This is a genomic window from Nostoc sp., from assembly GCF_036917395.1.
In the GTDB taxonomy this organism is placed as follows: domain Bacteria; phylum Cyanobacteriota; class Cyanobacteriia; order Cyanobacteriales; family Nostocaceae; genus Nostoc.
This window is the reverse complement of record NZ_JBALDI010000005.1, coordinates 1-15,661: the sequence shown is the minus strand read 5'-3', so window position 1 is coordinate 15,661 and position 15,661 is coordinate 1. Positions and strand designations below refer to the sequence as shown.

Below are 15,661 nucleotides of genomic sequence, written 5' to 3'. Positions count from 1 at the left end.
ATTTTGAATTCGGAGCAAAGCGACGTGACGATAGCGCCCAGTGAATCTAGCAGCAACGCTAGCGATTTGCTCACTTTAGCTTGTTGGATGGCAGGAGATTTTAGCAACTACAAGCAATCTTTTGCAAATCCGCAACTTTACGCCCACATTCGCATTTTTTTTCGTCCTTTACCGATTGAATTTTTTTCTGCAATCGGTTTTTATTCAGAACAAGTATATGACCACGATTTATGGACACCCTATCGCCAGGGAGTACATAAATTAGTGGATTGGGGCGATCGCATCTATATCGAAAATTACAGCTTGAAAGACCCTATGCTTTATGCAGGTGCTGCTCGTGAATTAGATATCCTCAAAACCATCACCCCAGAGAACATCGAACGGCGTCATCACTGTTCAATGGTTTTCCAGCGAAAAGGTGAAATGTTTCGAGGCAGTGTGGAACCGGGTAATCAATGTCTAATTAAGCGCAATGGATGCCAGACATATCTTGTCAGCGAAGTAGAAGTAACTGAGCGTACTTGGTTAAGTCTAGATAAAGGTATGGATATTGAAACCCACGAGCAAATATGGGGATCAACTGCTGGCCCTTTGCAATTTGAAAAACGGGAAAGTTTTGCTGATGAATTACATGCGGTGAGCGCATTATGTTGATTCAGCTTGAGTCTGTTAAAACCAACATGTTACCTCCACCAGCTGAAAAAAAAATGCGCTGCTGGATTCGCAGTCGCCACTTGATTTGTTCGGGTAACTTTTTTATATTCGAGACATTAGAATATACGACCATTGAGAGATTTTCTGAATGTGTAGCTTCTTTAGGAGGAACAGTAATATCCGTTGACCCGATTAATAAAATTTGGATGGGCGATCATCGCCAAGTCATCTTATATCAGGCAAAAGCCAGTTTACATACGCCTCATCATACTTTGAAACAATACTGGATAAAATACGGTGGTTTCTACACTAGATTTGATGAGCGTGTTTGAGAGTTACTATCCTGCGGAAATTTTTTTCACAGGTGTCTACACTCCAATTCAAAATTAAGCTTTGAATTTTAAATACTCCCTAAGGGGGTTGACGGCTAATTGTTAATGTTTAATTGCTAATTGGTTACTATGATTAGCTATTACTTATTAACAGTTAGCCGTCTAAGTTTGTTAGAAAATGTAACTAAAACACTCCCCAAAACTTGATAAATTAATCCTGACTGTAAAGGGAATTAAAATTTGTTAGTGCTTCTATGGATTACCTATGAGGTTGCTCCAAAACAATTTGCTCAAGCCCCAAGTTTTACCAAGCTTGGTTTTGTGCAGTTCCATAAAGAATTGGTATTAGTTGTACCACGTAACCACTAACAAATACTTAGCTCCCATTACCTTTAAAATATAGATTTTTAGCAAACGTCCTCAAAGCCATTAGTCACTCCTACCCACACTAACCAAGTATGCAAATATTCTTAGACGAAGAAACCAGACGCCGCCAATATCAAGCATTTCCCCAAACAGAACCCCTTGAACTGTGGACTACTGCTTCAGTTGAAGACATTGAAATTGTAATTCGGGCAGTTTATCGGCAAGTGTTGGGTAATGCCTACATTATGGAAAGTGAGCGGCTCATCGTTCCCGAATCCCAACTCAAGCAAGGTATAATCGATGTCCGTGAGTTTGTGCGTCAGGTTGCCAAATCAGAGTTGTATCGCTCCAGATTTTTTGATAAAGTTTACCGCTACCGGGCGATTGAACTGAACTTTAAACACCTGCTGGGTCGCGCTCCCGATGACTACTCCGAGACGAAACATCACAGCAACATTCTAGATGAGAAGGGTTTTGAGGCGGATATTGATTCTTATCTTGATAGCGACGAGTATCTAGATGCCTTTGGGGATAACATAGTGCCATATTACCGGGGTTATAAAACTCAAACGGGCAAAAAGATATTGGAATTTACCAATATGCTGCAACTCGTGCGGAGCAATTCTAGCAGTGACAAGAACCTAGTAACGAATAATGAACCTCAGCTGGTGCGATCGCTAATTACCAATACTCCTTATGGTAGGCAGAAACCCACGGATATTAGTGCTTTACTTGCTGAAGTATTCAAGCGAAAGCCAGAAACTGCTCCTCCAGTTAATCCGTTTATTGCAGCTCAGGCAGCAGCTGAACAAGCCTTGCAGCAAAAGATTAAAGAGCAAGAAAGCCAGATTGCAACTTTGCAACAACAACTAGCAGACTTACAACCCTTTGCTAGCATCGGTGCAACACAATTTACTAGTAGTTCGCAGTCTTCCAGTTCCGTGACCAGCACTAAGGAATATACATCTTTGCAACAGCAAGCTGACGCGCAAGCAAAACAGATTGCAGGTTTGCAAGAGCAAATTGCTGATGCTCGACGGTATGCCACAATTGGAAAAGCCCGGTTGAATAAGTGGCGCAGTCGCGTTTTTAATGGCTAATTTTTTTACTGTCTAGTTTTGTAGGGTGCGTTACGCCAAAGGCTAACGCACCACTTTTGCAAAAGTTAAAAATATAGCGTAGTTTACCGCCGTAGGCATCGCATGAGAGAATTTGCAAAAGTGCGATCGCTTGGGCAAAATTGAGAAACTTTTTCAGCGATCGCATGAGATGATTTGAGAAAGTGCGATCGGGTAGCGTCTCCTCTGGAGAATCGCCGGCCTTTTGCTAACCATTTATATCATGTCCATTGGAGTAATCATAATATCCGTATTACCCCACCCCGCCAAAGCTGCGCTTTTGCTCCCCTCCCCTTGGCCTACGGTATATACACAAGTCAAATTACCCCCTTAATTCCCCCGAAGATTGGGGGGAAACAGGAATCTAGTTCCCTCCCCAATCCATCGGGGAGGGTTAGGGTGGGGTAAAACTGACGCGAAAAACCAGGTGAGTAAACTATTTCAGACTTGTGTATACACGTAAAGTAATTTTGTGAATGTATAGAGGAGATAATTGGTGCAGGCGTTGCACCATGCGCTGACGTAAAGCAGCATAGTTACAGCGCAGCAAAATCAGCGAAAATTCTCCCTGAGAAAGGGTAATTGTTCGCACCAGAGTTTGCAATGAACTCTCATTGTCAAAGGCTAAATTTTCTGGCTCTTGCTGATTACTCATAACATAAATGATTTACCTTATACTAGCTGTTTGTATGATTACATCATGCAAGTAGGGGCAGTGGGCAGAAGAATGATTTCTGCTAATTTTAAAAAGCTGTAATTGTGAAAATTACGACTGATATCGCTTCCGTCATCCCTGATATCGCTCCCATCATCCCTGATGTCGCTCCCGTTATCCTTGATATCGCTCCCGTTATCCTTGATATCGCTCCCGTTATCCTTGATATCGCTCCCGTCATCCTTGATATCGCTCCCGTTATCCTTGATATCGCTCCCGTCATCCTTGATATCGCTCCCGTCATCCTTGAGATGGTTAACGTTATACTATTTCACAAAATACCTGATAACTAAGTTGGCGCAAATATTTCAAACTATATTAAGAAATTTAAATGTAGGGTGTGTTGTCGCCAGGCGCAACGCACCGTCAATAATTTAAGGTGCGTTAGCCTACGGCATAACACACCCTACGGACTGGATACAATACGCCCCTACAGCCGATTCATAACCTAAATTCCTTCGCTTTAGCAAATTACGCAAATGACCGCCGCTAACTCGGCAAAGTCGCTCTAAAGTATCAGGACTATCAAAAACCTCAGTAATTAAATTCCGACTTTGTTCCCAACTCACATCAGGAAAAGCCCTCGCCATAACCATCTGTTGCAGCAGCGTAATCCCCTGTGAAAATTGCAAACCATCCTGTAGTTGCACAGGAACCATTGGCAAAACCTTGGGGTCTACGCCAAAGCGATTTGTTAACCTTCCTAAAGCGTTGGAAAAAATCAACACTAACGGAATTGTATAAACAACATGACAATTTAGCTGGTTTAACTGTTCACCGCGTTCAACAAAGAGATATTCTGGCTGGTAATAACCGGAAGGCTTCAAAGAATTATCCACTCGGTCGAGATTATCTATAATTACGACCAGTCCTTTTTTACCATAAGAGGCTCTGCCTCTTGACTTGCTGCAACAGCCCAATGAGGAGCATTTCCAGCCAGAGGCTAGAAACGAGGTTTTAAAGACCTCTCCCTGGTTTTACTACGTAAAACCAGGGAGAGGGACAGACTTGAACTTTAGTTTAAGGCAGGGAGAGGTTTGTCTCGTTCACAGTCTCTGACTGGGAATGCCTAATGAGAGGCTCCGCCTCGTTTATTAGCGGCAGAGCCGCAATGATGAGCATTTCCAGCCAGAGGCTAGAAACGAGGTTTCAACGAGGTTTTAGCTTAAGTTTACAATTCCAACTTTTCACCCCGAATCGAATAATCCAACAACTCCATCGGGTGAATAACTGAAATCTTCTTACCCTGCAACTGCAAATGCTTTGTAATCTGCAAAGTACACCCCGGATTAGCAGAAGCAATTAACTCAGCACCAGTATTCAATAAATTCTGCACTTTTTGCCGACCCAATTCTTCAGAAACTTCCGGTTGCAGCATATTATAAACGCCAGCGCTGCCACAACACAAAGCCGCGTCTATTGGTTCTTTCAACTTCACCCCTGGAATTTGCCGCAATACCTGACGTGGTTGCACGCTAATTTTTTGTCCATGCAATAAATGACAAGCATCTTGATAGACTAAATTCAAGGGTTTATCAGTCAACGGCGAAAGTTTCGCTGTTAACCCAACAGTTGCCAAAAACTCTTGAGCATCTTTAACCTTAGCCGCAAAATCCTTCGCCTTTTCCCGATATTCTGGGTCATCTTCTAAAATGTGACCGTATTCCTTTAAAGTATGACCGCAACCAGCAGCATTAATAATTACGAAATCTACATCAGTATTGGCAAAACTATCAATCATCTGCCTTGCTAAAGCTTTCGCCTGTTCTGTTTGTCCTTGGTGTTCGGGAAGCGCTGCACAACAACCTTGAGATTTTGGAATCACAACTTCACAACCATTCGCTGTTAAAACGCGCACCGTTGCTTCGTTCACTGGGGAGAAAAACAGCCGTTGCACGCAACCTAAAATCACCCCAACTCGGTAGCGCTTTTCACCTTGGGCGCGGATGACAGTAGGCAAATTATCTTGAAAAGATTTGAGAGTAATTTCTGGCAGAATAGATTCCATTGCTGCCAAACGGGGCGATATTTTATTGAGTAAACCTGTAGCGCGAAAGAACTTAGCAAAACCCAACTTTTGATAAACCAACAACGGAACTAATAAAATCCGTAAAAGGTTGGGATAGGGAAACAGAGAAAATATCAGTTGACGAAAAAATTGATCTGGTAAACTGCGGGGATAATTCCGTTCAACTTGGTGACGAGTTGCAGAAATCAACTTGTCATACTGCACACCAGAAGGACAAGTACTCACACAAGCAAGACATCCCAAACAAGAATCAAAATGTTCTACAGTTGCCGTATTTAAAGCAATCTCACCCTCATTAATTGCATCCATTAAATAGATGCGTCCTCTAGGAGAATCCATCTCCTTCCCAAGTACCCGATAACTGGGACAAGTTGACAGACAAAACCCACAATGTACACAACTATCAATCAACTTTGGGTCAGGCGGATGGTTCTCATCAAACCCCTTCAAATTCTTTAAACTAGCCGTATTATTAACAGAATTTTCTGAAACTTGCATAATTATTTTTCTCCCCTCTCTATCTCAGCGCCCTCAGCGTCTCTGCGGTTAGTTTCTTAAATCCCACCCACAAACCGACCAGGACTTAAAATATTCTTACTATCAAACTGTTCTTTAATCTGGCGCATCAACGACAAAGCATTCCCCGTATAGCCCCAAACATCTACTTGTTCTTTAACCGCCACTGGTGCTTCCAGAATTGTTAAAAAACCTCTATGAGCTTGAGTGCGATCGCTTCCAGCGGAGAGTAGCTCATCGCGCACTTTCAAAACCTGATTTTTACCCTCTAATTGTAACAAACCTAAACCACTACCAATGTGAATTAAACCTAACTCTACCTGAGTCAAAATCTCCACAGCAGCAGTAGGTAACACTCCTATTTTGCAGGTAATTACAGATTCTGTGGCAGTATAATGTATTCGTTCTTGCAATCTCTGCCATAGACTAGCCTCATCACCATCTACATAAATAGCCCCATCTAACCCTAACTTTTGCCCTACTTCCAAAACTCGGTTTGACTGTTCCTTTACACTCTCACTAATATTTTGAAACCGAGCAATTAATCCCAGTCCTTCACCCAAATCTAAGCTGGACACCAATTTAGTTGATAGCAAATCAGCTTGGACTGGTGTTAACGCTGAACCTCGAAGGATTTCAGCTGCTTGGGATACAGCCTCCGCCGTACCAGTTAGTACCACCGTCCCCGATGCCTCAGCTAGCGGATACAGGCGAAAAGTTAGTTGACTAATAAAGCCTAATGTGCCATACGATCCAGTAAGCAATTTCATCAAGTCATATCCGGCAACATTTTTAACTACTCTTCCCCCAGCTTTGGCGACTTGTCCATCAGCACGGACAAAGGTAATACCTAGTAACTGGTCGCGCACACTACCATAACGTTGTCGCAGAGAACCTGTATCACCTGTAGCAACAATACCGCCAATGGTTGCTAACTCTGATGCTGTGGGGTCAAGGGCAAGAAATTGCCGCGACTTTGCCAAAAGTGCTTGGAGTTCAGAGAATTTCATCCCAGCTTCTACCGTGATTGTCAAATCACCAACAGCGTGTTCAATCAGTTGGTTGATCCGCTGTGTACTGACTACAACATCAATGCCCTTGGCTAAACCACCCCAGTTGAGTTTACTACTATTACCGCAGGGGAGGACGCGCCAATTGTTACTGTGAGCTGTGGCAATGACTGCTGCTAGCTGTTGTTGGCTGCGGGGATAGACGATACAACTGGGAGGATTTCCAGAAGCGATCGCCTGTTGGATACGTTTTTGCTGACCTAGTTCGATGTTTTCCCAAAGGCAAACAGCATTTTCTTCGCCGACGATAGATGCAAAATAAGAAGCGTAGACGCCTTGCGGCTTGTCGTTAGACATCGCTTTGATTCAGTATTATTTTTTTCCGCCCTACATCTAATTTACTGGCTAACCTGACTAAAAAAGCGCATTGCCATTAATATAGCGGTTCTCGACCCAGTGAGGTACAATTTTGACCTCTCTCCAAACCTCTCTTCTAAAAGGAGAGAGGCATTGAATTTTCCCCCTTCCCGCTTCGGGGGTTAGGTCTTTTTTATCGGCAGTTGGAAGTTTAATCTCTCAGGTTGATCACTTTTGTGAGGGTGGCATTGCAAACAAACGCCCCTCCATATTCCTTGGGTACAGTGATTCCCCATAACGCATTAGCAGAGAATTTTTTCACCTTTTCATCGGGTCGCCGCTGCTGGTCACGTTCTAAATCTTCTTTGACAAATTCAGCTGCCAGTTTTTTAGCGATCGCTTCAGCATCACAATTAATCACATGTGCTTTTTGCTCAGGATAAATTACTGTTGTCATAGATGAGCGTGAAATAAATACGGGGATTCTTCTGATGTCTTCACCTAGAGATTCCCCGTATTTGTAGAGTTGTACCACCAACTCAAAATTCATTATGCAGCTTACCCTCATCCTTCAACTACAAATTGCTTTATTTGTTGCATTCCTCTTGCTGGTTATATGCATTATCAAGATTTGGCTTCAGAGGAAAGCTTTGGAACAGTACCGAAAATCCACAGAACTATTTAAACAGTCTGTAAATGGCTACCAAGAATCTGTAGAGCTTTTCAGACAAGCTATAAATGAGTATGAATTCCTACTTAAGGAACATGGGATAGATACATCAAAACCAAAAGCTAAGGTTCCTCAGCAATCAATATCGCCACCACCTTTGCAATTCAAAGTAACTCAGGAGGAAATAGACATTAACAACAAATATCTGCATAGTGAATTAATTGCTCTAACCAACAACGTAAATACAGCTAATCAATTACTGGTAAAACAGCGCCAATTGTACCCAGGTAAATCTGAGAACTGGCTTTTAAAACAAGTTATTAGTGACTTGAAGCTCAAAAAACCACAGGAACAACTACGTTCAAAAACACCACAAACACAAACAGAAGTTACTCTATCTCCACCGTCAGATACACCATTACCAGACCTCAAAAAAATGAAGAGGCAGCCTAGTAAACCAAAAGGAGTATCCAAGAATAATCCATTGTACAAAGAACTTCTTAATTTAATCAGTGGCAATGAAGAAATTGCCAATCGGTTGATTAGACATCAGCAACAATTAAACCCAGATAAATTAGAGAACTGGATTTTGGAAAAAGTTGTTGGTGACATAAAACGTGATCGGCGTGTTTAACGAACCTAAGCGATCGCCCGCGATCAAATCTTTAGTTAGCAAAATGCAGCGCTTGAAGTTTATCAAGACTAAAATCCTAACTATAAACTTTAATTTCTTTACACCTAGCTAGTTAGCATTTTCAAAATTTTAAGCCAGAACCACTGCTGGTTGCTGCCAGCGTCCCACCGCCTTACCAATCACTGATAATTCTTGCATCAAGTTATCGAAACGGTCTGGTGTCAGAGATTGGGGCCCATCAGATAAGGCTTTGGCAGGGTTGGGGTGAACCTCTATCATCAGGGAATCGGTGCCAGCTGCGATCGCAGCCATTGCCATTGAAGGCACAAACTCAGACCAACCTACGCCGTGACTGGGGTCAATCATAATGGGCAGGTGAGTCAGCTTTCGCAACACTGGCACTACCGATAAATCCAGCGTATTTCGCGTATACTGGCGGTCAAAGGTGCGTATTCCCCTTTCACACAAGATTACATTCGGATTGCCAGATGCCAAAACATACTCGGCTGCCATCAACCAATCTTCAATAGTAGCCGCCATTCCCCGCTTTAATAAAACTGGTTTCGGCTGCGCTCCCACTTTTTTGAGCAAGGAGAAATTCTGCATATTTCTTGCTCCCACCTGAATCACATCAGCAACTTCGACAATTTTATCCAGATCAACCGCATCCATCACTTCTGTAATAATACCTAGTCCACTGACTTCCCGCGCTTTCGCCAACAAATCCAAAGCACTCTCACCATGTCCTTGGAAGGCATAGGGTGAAGTCCGGGGTTTGTATGCCCCGCCGCGCAAAAACTTGGCTCCAGCCGTTTTGACGCGCCGCGCTGTCTCCACAATCATTTCTTCATTTTCTACGGAGCAGGGGCCGGCAACGACTACCAAGGGGTGGTGTTCACCAAATACCACTGCTCCATTAGGAGTATTGACTACCACTTCTGAAGCTTCGTCGTGACGGTACTGGCGACTTGCTCGTTTGTAAGGCTGCTCTACTCGCAACACCTGCTCAATCCAAGGGCTAACTTCTTGAATTTGTAGTGGATCTAAGTTGGCGGTTTCACCTACTAAACCAATAACTACTTTGTGTTGACCAACAATTTTTTCTGGAGTTAGCCCCCAGCTAGTTAGTTCCTGATCAATGCGGTTTATTTCCGCCTCTGGGGAACCACTTTTCATTACTATAATCATGTAAAACTTCCTAATTAATTGAGTAAATTTTTCTGTAAATGGACTAACTTTATTGTTGCCTATTGGGCTAATTACGAATAGTTAAAAAGAAAATTTATTTACAAAATATACCGCTCATTCAGTAGGTTGACGCTCAGTCAGTGATTTTACTGTTAAACAACTGAATATTGAGTATAAAAATTATTATATAATTTTAATTAGTAATGTTGAAGTTATAAATTTCAACTTCAACATTCACTTTTTTATTTACCCGATACCGTAGTTATTTAATCCCTGAGCGTCGTTCATTATGAGTTTTTTTGCCGAGTTTCGCGCCAAGCTGCCACCATTCGTCCCCAATTGGTGTTGAACTCACCCAAACCTAGCAGACTTCCGACTCTTTCTTCATCCCAAGAGGCAGAGAGAACGCCATAAGTTATCCCTAAGACTCCCAAACCAAATAATCCCATATTTACCAATAACACGGCGATGGGAGCTAGTTGGATGTGGGAGTAGATAGCAAGCAGATAGCTGACAACCAAGGTGGTAATGCCCAAAGCTGTTGGTACACCACAGAACGCAGCTACCCGGCGGATCATCCGCTGGCTGACTATTTGGGGAATAGCCATCTCTTGTTTGGTGTAAGACTGTTTTTTATCAGCTTGTTTGCCAGATTCCTCTGGCTGCACTGCCGATTTACTTTGAGTTTTTGCGGGTTTTTGGCGCTTTTTGTTTGGTTCAAAGGGCAAGCGGCTGCGTTCAGATTCTTCAGCAGACATAAGCGGTAGTCCCTATCCACGAATACCGAGGCGAGCAATCAAAGCTTGATACTTTTCCCGGCTTTCCTGCGATATATAAGCTAGAAGACGCTTGCGCTGACCAATTAGCTTCAATAGTCCCCGCCGGGAAGAATGGTCTTTTTTATTTGCCTGGAGATGTTCGCTGAGGCGGTTGATGCGCTCAGTTAGCATGGCAACTTGGACATCGGCCGAACCAGTGTCGGTTTCGTGAACTTGGTAATTGGAAATTATTTCTTGTTTCCGCAGTTGCGTCAGAGCCATGATCGATTCAATTTCTAATTTTTCTAAATGTATGTAGCAGTCTCCCATAATATCACAGCCCTCAAGCTGGATGTAGAATCATCTTTGCTGCTACGCCTTGCACTGTAAAATACTAAGTAAGTCAGATGATAGTCGAGGCGGTGAGTATAATCTGTAACTAATTGTATTTGCAGATGCGATCGCTTCACAATGCAATACCTGGGGCAATCCTACTATTGCGATTTTCACAGGAATTTATGGGCGTGATTACAAGAGTTGATATAAGAAGCGATCGCCTACCTTTTAACAAACACCGAGCCGGAACATTACTAAGTTTTTACCAACGAGTGTTGCAAGCAGAGTCAGCAGGAGAGCGAACGCACCCTTTGCAATTAATTCTATTAAAATGATCCTATTCTCTATCCAAACCGCAATAATGCGGAGAATATTTCCAATCAGCAATTAATAAGACTCGCCAACGAGTCTAAAAGACTTGTTAACGCAGTTCAAAGACTAGCCAACGAGTATAAAAGACTCTTTAACGGAGTTATTGTATGGAATATTCCATTTTCTACACTCAGAAGTGCCAAACTACAGAATTTCGATGTTTGGATACTGCCGATTAGCGATCGCCTAATTCTCCTAATAGACGTTCGCGATCTTGGGTTGCCAAATAATTTATCACATTGGTAGCGATCGCATAACCCTGCTGCTTGGGGTCTAAAATTTGCTTTAGTTGTTCTATTTCAAATGTTTCTCCACAAATATAAAGTATCGAAAACTGTCATGCCAACAACCATTTAATGAACCATCTGGCTTGACTACAGTTTTTAGATCGGGAATATGTTCAGCAATATTAGAAAACTGGGATTTATTTCCACTCACAAAAAGACCCAATTAAAACTGCTCCTTTGTTACGAGGAGCAAACAACGTAAATTCAATTAAACTTCCCATTTGCCTTTTTTAAATATATCTTCCTGTAAATGGTCGTGTCACCAGGTATAATAAAAATTTCCTCGCTTCCTGAGACATTTCGAGATTTTACTTCCTTGCAAATGACCATAAATCTATTTTTAGTTAGTCTTACTTAAAAATAAATATTGTCCTTTTAAATTTACTTAACTGTGAATTTTTTATAAGATAGAAGACTTATTTTCTGTCGCTTCAATAAATCCCTCAAACTGACCATTAGGTGTCCATTGAATAGCCCCATCTCGTCCTGTAAAAAATAGTTTAGTTTGGGTTTGGTTAAGTTCAGATAAAGCTTTTATATCAAAGTTACCAGAAGTAGCGATCGCTACTTCTGGTTTCAGAGCAATAACTAAATCTTTTAATGACTGAGGGGCACACCACAGCACTTGTGGATGAGGGAAACTTCCATTTTTAACTAGTTTTTGTATTTCTTTAGACTTGATATTACCTACTAATAACCAATTCTGATCTAAAATTTGCAATCGTAATATGGGTAATTGCTCGTTGATTAATTGTGCCACTATTGAACCAGCTTCCACAGTTTGACCAACTGCCAGCGGTTGGTAAGCTCCCTGATATTTTTGTAATCCTTGTTGAATTGCCTGAGTTGCAAGAAAATTTTCTGGCTTCGGGGAATATTCATAAAAATTTTTGATTGGTAAACGTTGTAGTAATTCCAACCAAGCATTACTTTCATTGCCTTGAAAATCAGTTGCGATCGCCCAATTGATTTGATTTACACCCTGTTGTTGTAAAAACGGTATAATTGTGAAACGTCCAGTCCCTTCATCGCCACTATTAATTACAGTTACAGTACCTCTATCTTGAACAACTATAATTGGTTCTGTACCAGATTCTAATACCGTTATCCGAAATAATGTATTTGTAAAATGCCAAAGGGGGATAAATACTAAAGCAATCGCAATCACATTAGCAAACCACCACCGCCGCTGCCACCAAGGGACTAACCAAACCAGTATAATCAGTACATAAATTGTTAGAAGCTGCCAAGTAGATATGCTGCCTACAGCAACAGAATTTCCTGGCAACTTGCTAAAAAATTCCACTAGTTTAATTAGCCAATCAGTAGGATAATGCAACACCCCAGCCAGGAAGCTTCCTGCCTCAATCCAAATTAAAGCTACTAAGGCACTGATGATTCCACCTATACTAATGATCGAAATTAATGGAGTACTAACTACATTCAGTAACAAACTATAAGATGGTACAACTCCAAATACAAAAAGTTGTATAGGTAAAGTCCAAAGAGTTGCAGCTAGGGGAACGGCAATCAAAACAGCGCTCGCAGGTGGTAGCCATGCTAGACGGTTGACTAATGCAGGTACTGTTACGACTAATCCTAGTGTTGCTAAAAAACTCAATTGAAAGCCTAAATCCCAAATCCATAGAGGATTAAACACTAATAACAGAGTTGCTGCTAATAGTAATGATCCCAACTGTTTTACCTTTCTTTTTAATAGCAGACCAATTAATGCCGCAAAACCCATAATTACGGCTCTGAGTACCGCAGGTTGAAAACCTGTTAAACTCAGAAAAATGATTAAAGCCAAAAAGCCAAGGGTAAATTGTGTTGCTTTTTTTGTCCGCTTAGTTAACTGTAATATCACACTCAAAATCAAGGAAGTTTGGAACCCGGAGGCTGCTAAAGCATGAGCTAATCCTGCTTGTACAAACAAGTCGCGGATATCGTAGGGTAAATCTACAGCTTTGCTACCTAAAACCATTGCACTCACAAGAGGCCCTTCCGGGATACCTAACCAACGAACTTGCGATCGCACAATTCGCTCCCGAATTTGCCACCATCCCCATTTACGTTCCTGATCCAAAACATTTATTTGTCTTCCAATCAAACCAGCAAAGGTTCCTTCTTGCTTGAGAAACTTCTGAAAATCGAAACCACCAGGATTGGAAGCCGCCTTTGGTTTGTACAAAATCCCAGTCACAGCAATTTGTTGACTAGGGTATAACCCAGTAGCTTGAAGTATAGGCACCGTCACATACAATTTACCCGTAACCCCTTTTGGCACACCTGCTGAACCTTTTTCATTTTTGACTTCATCTAACTGAGTTGCTTCCAGCCAAAATTGTCCTCGCTGACTGCGAGTCAAGCGTGGATTACTCGCTACTTCGCCACGAACAATCACAAGTTGTTCTTGATTACTGCTGTTTCCAGACGGGACGAACTGACTAATATCTTTTGCACCTGGTTGCGGCACTCGCCATTGAAAATATAGAGTTGCCAATAATCCCACTAAGCCAGCAGCTAGCCATATTCGAGGATGGGGACTAGTTTGCCAACTGTTAGGCACTGCCTTATTTTTGCTTCCAGCATTTTCTGATTTCTGAGCAAGTTGCCGTGAAATGGCGCGTCTTCTAAAAAAAATTGCTCCCACTATCCCCAAAACCAAAATCCACACACCACCCCAAGGAATTGCTGTAAACAACAACCCAAAAATGTAGCCAAGACAAATAATTACACCACTGGTTTGAATCATAAGATTTTTTGTAAAAGCATCTGACAACTCGAATTTGCAGCTAACTTAAAAATAGCTAGGGTAGCTATAGAGAAAAATCGGTGTTGCTGAATTTGGCTATGAAATTCAAAAATAAAATATTCCAAACTCTTATTATCTGCGCCTGGAGCGCCTACCGAAGTTTTGAGCGGCGAAAGCCACTCAAACTTCTCTCTGCGTGAGCTTTTCATCTCTTTAATCAGCAACTGCGAAAAATTTTTATGCTTGTGGTGAAGTATAGTCCATCAAGTTTATACAAACAAAGCCCGCATAGGCGGGCCTTATCCTTGTAGCCTCAATGTTCTAGACTCAAGATTTAACGGTATTTCTGACTTTTAGCAATAGTGACATCATAAAGATATACCTAGCCTAAACTCCAGCGCAGCGTGGAGAAACAGAAGACAAAGTGCTACGCTGACCGAATATGCAATTGCTCCTAGCGGACTTAGTTATGTAGCCGCACCCTTTAGGATGTCGGGCTTCCTGTTGAACTCACAGTATCTTTGAGCAACGGAAAACCCAACTTCTCCCTTTGCTCAACATATAAATGAGCTACCTTCCTAGCCAAATGGCGAATCCTGGCAATATAGCGAGTTCTCTCCGTCACCGAAATCATACCTCTAGCATCCAGCAGATTGAACGTGTGCGAACACTTCATTACATAATCTAAGCTAGGCAAGACCAATCCTCGCTCCGTCAATTGGGTAGCTTCCTGCTCATACAAATTAAATAGTGTCAGTAGCAACTCAGGATTTGACGCTTCAAAGTTGTAAACACACTGTTCAATCTCTCCCTGGAGGTAAACATCACCATAAGTAATGTTGTCTGTCCAATGAATCTTAGTAATTGCCTCTACTTCCTGGAGGTACATCACCAATCGCTCTAACCCGTATGTAATCTCAATCGACACAGGACGGCAATCTATTCCCCCACACTGTTGGAAGTAGGTAAATTGAGTAATTTCCATCCCATCTAACCATACTTCCCACCCAGTGCCCCAAGCTCCCACCGTCGCATCTTCCCAATTATCCTCTACAAACCGAATATCGTGGTCTTCAGGACGAATACCTAAAACCCTTAATGAATCAAGATAAATCTCCTGGATATTATCTGGCGACGGCTTAATCAGAACTTGGTACTGATAATACTGTTGGAACCGATTGGGGTTTTCGCCGTACCGCCCATCCGTCGGGCGACGACACGGTTCAACATACGCAACAGCCCACGGTTCCGGCCCCAATGCTCTTAAAAATGTCTGGGGATTCTTAGTACCCGCCCCCTTCTCAATGTCGTAGGGTTGGGCAATCAAGCAACCGCGATCGCCCCAAAACTCATGCAATAAACCTATTACCGACTGAAAATTCACGCTTCACCCTTCCTTACTCAGCACAGTGCATAAACTATTGTTGCCTACAACCCGGCACTGTGGGCAGTTTCAGGGGACTGAAAAACGGCCCAAAATATTTTTGGATAAATAGTTGACAAGTTGAAGGAGGTTCGCTATATTGAATAAGTGCCGGAAGCGAAGCGAGAAAAAGCGACGCTT

General features: G+C 42.2%; 16 protein-coding genes and 1 pseudogene. 6 read left to right on the top strand and 11 right to left on the bottom strand.

Annotated elements, in window-relative coordinates:
• Positions 1-24: 24 nt before the first annotated feature.
• The 3 genes from V7K46_RS04200 (at position 25) to V7K46_RS04190 (ending at position 2,452) form a co-directional block, all read left to right on the top strand.
• A complete protein-coding gene (locus V7K46_RS04200) occupies positions 25-654 on the top strand; it encodes a chromophore lyase CpcT/CpeT (RefSeq protein ID WP_335111356.1) in 630 nt (209 codons plus the stop codon).
• On the top strand, positions 648-986 hold the full coding sequence (locus V7K46_RS04195; protein ID WP_335111354.1) for a CpeR family transcriptional regulator: 339 nt from the start codon (positions 648-650) through the stop codon (positions 984-986). Before V7K46_RS04200 ends, V7K46_RS04195 begins: the two co-directional genes overlap by 7 nt.
• A 458-nt stretch (positions 987-1,444) precedes the next feature.
• Positions 1,445-2,452, top strand: coding sequence for a phycobilisome rod-core linker polypeptide (locus V7K46_RS04190; RefSeq protein ID WP_335111352.1), 1,008 nt, complete (start codon positions 1,445-1,447; stop codon positions 2,450-2,452).
• On the opposite strand, the gene V7K46_RS04185 is transcribed toward V7K46_RS04190, so the two are convergent.
• The gene (locus tag V7K46_RS04185) at positions 2,442-2,618 is read right to left on the bottom strand and encodes a hypothetical protein (protein WP_335111350.1); all 177 of its coding nucleotides are present in this window, start codon (positions 2,616-2,618) and stop codon (positions 2,442-2,444) included. The two genes, V7K46_RS04190 and V7K46_RS04185, sit on opposite strands and share 11 nt — an antisense overlap.
• Positions 2,619-2,906: 288 nt before the next feature.
• A complete protein-coding gene (locus tag V7K46_RS04180) occupies positions 2,907-3,125 on the bottom strand; it encodes a hypothetical protein (RefSeq protein WP_335111348.1) in 219 nt (72 codons plus the stop codon).
• Between the two features lie 104 nt (positions 3,126-3,229).
• Between V7K46_RS04180 and V7K46_RS04175 the strand changes: the two genes are divergently transcribed.
• On the top strand, positions 3,230-3,478 hold the full coding sequence (locus V7K46_RS04175) for a hypothetical protein (RefSeq protein WP_335111346.1): 249 nt from the start codon (positions 3,230-3,232) through the stop codon (positions 3,476-3,478).
• Between the two features lie 171 nt (positions 3,479-3,649).
• Here V7K46_RS04175 and V7K46_RS04170 read toward each other — a convergent pair.
• The 4 genes and pseudogenes from V7K46_RS04170 to V7K46_RS04155 all read right to left on the bottom strand — a co-directional run.
• Positions 3,650-4,066 (bottom strand): annotated as a pseudogene (locus tag V7K46_RS04170) (ATP-binding protein); the annotation flags it as partial.
• Between the two features lie 290 nt (positions 4,067-4,356).
• Positions 4,357-5,712: a (Fe-S)-binding protein gene (locus V7K46_RS04165; RefSeq protein ID WP_335111344.1), complete on the bottom strand. Its 1,356-nt coding sequence runs from the start codon at positions 5,710-5,712 to the stop codon at positions 4,357-4,359.
• A 56-nt stretch (positions 5,713-5,768) separates the two neighbouring features.
• Positions 5,769-7,097, bottom strand: a complete 1,329-nt coding sequence (locus V7K46_RS04160; RefSeq protein ID WP_335111342.1) for an FAD-binding oxidoreductase — start codon at positions 7,095-7,097, stop codon at positions 5,769-5,771.
• Positions 7,098-7,308: 211 nt separating this feature from the next.
• Positions 7,309-7,647, bottom strand: coding sequence for a hypothetical protein (locus tag V7K46_RS04155; protein ID WP_335111340.1), 339 nt, complete (start codon positions 7,645-7,647; stop codon positions 7,309-7,311).
• Between the two features lie 100 nt (positions 7,648-7,747).
• Between V7K46_RS04155 and V7K46_RS04150 the strand changes: the two genes are divergently transcribed.
• The gene (locus V7K46_RS04150; RefSeq protein WP_335111338.1) at positions 7,748-8,401 is read left to right on the top strand and encodes a hypothetical protein; all 654 of its coding nucleotides are present in this window, start codon (positions 7,748-7,750) and stop codon (positions 8,399-8,401) included.
• Positions 8,402-8,530: 129 nt separating this feature from the next.
• On the opposite strand, the gene aroF is transcribed toward V7K46_RS04150, so the two are convergent.
• From aroF to rpsO, 3 genes are all read right to left on the bottom strand, one after another.
• Complete coding sequence (gene aroF / locus V7K46_RS04145; protein ID WP_335111336.1) at positions 8,531-9,589, bottom strand: 3-deoxy-7-phosphoheptulonate synthase; 1,059 nt, start codon at positions 9,587-9,589, stop codon at positions 8,531-8,533.
• A gap of 287 nt (positions 9,590-9,876) precedes the next feature.
• Positions 9,877-10,347: a PAM68 family protein gene (locus tag V7K46_RS04140; protein WP_335111334.1), complete on the bottom strand. Its 471-nt coding sequence runs from the start codon at positions 10,345-10,347 to the stop codon at positions 9,877-9,879.
• 12 nt (positions 10,348-10,359) lie between these two features.
• Positions 10,360-10,629: a 30S ribosomal protein S15 gene (rpsO, locus tag V7K46_RS04135; protein WP_041565894.1), complete on the bottom strand. Its 270-nt coding sequence runs from the start codon at positions 10,627-10,629 to the stop codon at positions 10,360-10,362.
• Between the two features lie 242 nt (positions 10,630-10,871).
• Here rpsO and V7K46_RS04130 point away from each other — a divergent pair, with 242 nt between their 5' ends.
• On the top strand, positions 10,872-11,018 hold the full coding sequence (locus tag V7K46_RS04130) for a hypothetical protein (RefSeq protein WP_335111332.1): 147 nt from the start codon (positions 10,872-10,874) through the stop codon (positions 11,016-11,018).
• 724 nt (positions 11,019-11,742) lie between these two features.
• Here V7K46_RS04130 and V7K46_RS04125 read toward each other — a convergent pair.
• Both V7K46_RS04125 and glyQ read right to left on the bottom strand, forming a co-directional pair.
• Entirely contained in the window at positions 11,743-14,097 is a 2,355-nt protein-coding gene (locus tag V7K46_RS04125; protein ID WP_335111330.1) for a ComEC/Rec2 family competence protein, read from the bottom strand.
• Between the two features lie 484 nt (positions 14,098-14,581).
• Complete coding sequence (gene glyQ / locus V7K46_RS04120) at positions 14,582-15,481, bottom strand: glycine--tRNA ligase subunit alpha (RefSeq protein ID WP_335111328.1); 900 nt, start codon at positions 15,479-15,481, stop codon at positions 14,582-14,584.
• Between the last annotated feature and the right edge of the window lie 180 nt (positions 15,482-15,661).

Excerpts from the sequence above, each read along its gene's own strand:
- V7K46_RS04195 (WP_335111354.1), top strand. The coding sequence starts at position 648 with ATGTTGATTCAGCTTGAGTCTGTTAAAACCAACATGTTACCTCCACCA.
- V7K46_RS04190 (WP_335111352.1), top strand. The coding sequence starts at position 1,445 with ATGCAAATATTCTTAGACGAAGAAACCAGACGCCGCCAATATCAAGCA.
- V7K46_RS04185 (WP_335111350.1), bottom strand. The coding sequence starts at position 2,618 with ATGCGATCGCTGAAAAAGTTTCTCAATTTTGCCCAAGCGATCGCACTT.
- V7K46_RS04180 (WP_335111348.1), bottom strand. The coding sequence starts at position 3,125 with ATGAGTAATCAGCAAGAGCCAGAAAATTTAGCCTTTGACAATGAGAGT.
- V7K46_RS04165 (WP_335111344.1), bottom strand. The coding sequence starts at position 5,712 with ATGCAAGTTTCAGAAAATTCTGTTAATAATACGGCTAGTTTAAAGAAT.
- V7K46_RS04160 (WP_335111342.1), bottom strand. The coding sequence starts at position 7,097 with ATGTCTAACGACAAGCCGCAAGGCGTCTACGCTTCTTATTTTGCATCT.
- V7K46_RS04155 (WP_335111340.1), bottom strand. The coding sequence starts at position 7,647 with ATGAATTTTGAGTTGGTGGTACAACTCTACAAATACGGGGAATCTCTA.
- aroF (WP_335111336.1), bottom strand. The coding sequence starts at position 9,589 with ATGATTATAGTAATGAAAAGTGGTTCCCCAGAGGCGGAAATAAACCGC.
- V7K46_RS04140 (WP_335111334.1), bottom strand. The coding sequence starts at position 10,347 with ATGTCTGCTGAAGAATCTGAACGCAGCCGCTTGCCCTTTGAACCAAAC.
- rpsO (WP_041565894.1), bottom strand. The coding sequence starts at position 10,629 with ATGGCTCTGACGCAACTGCGGAAACAAGAAATAATTTCCAATTACCAA.
- V7K46_RS04125 (WP_335111330.1), bottom strand. The coding sequence starts at position 14,097 with ATGATTCAAACCAGTGGTGTAATTATTTGTCTTGGCTACATTTTTGGG.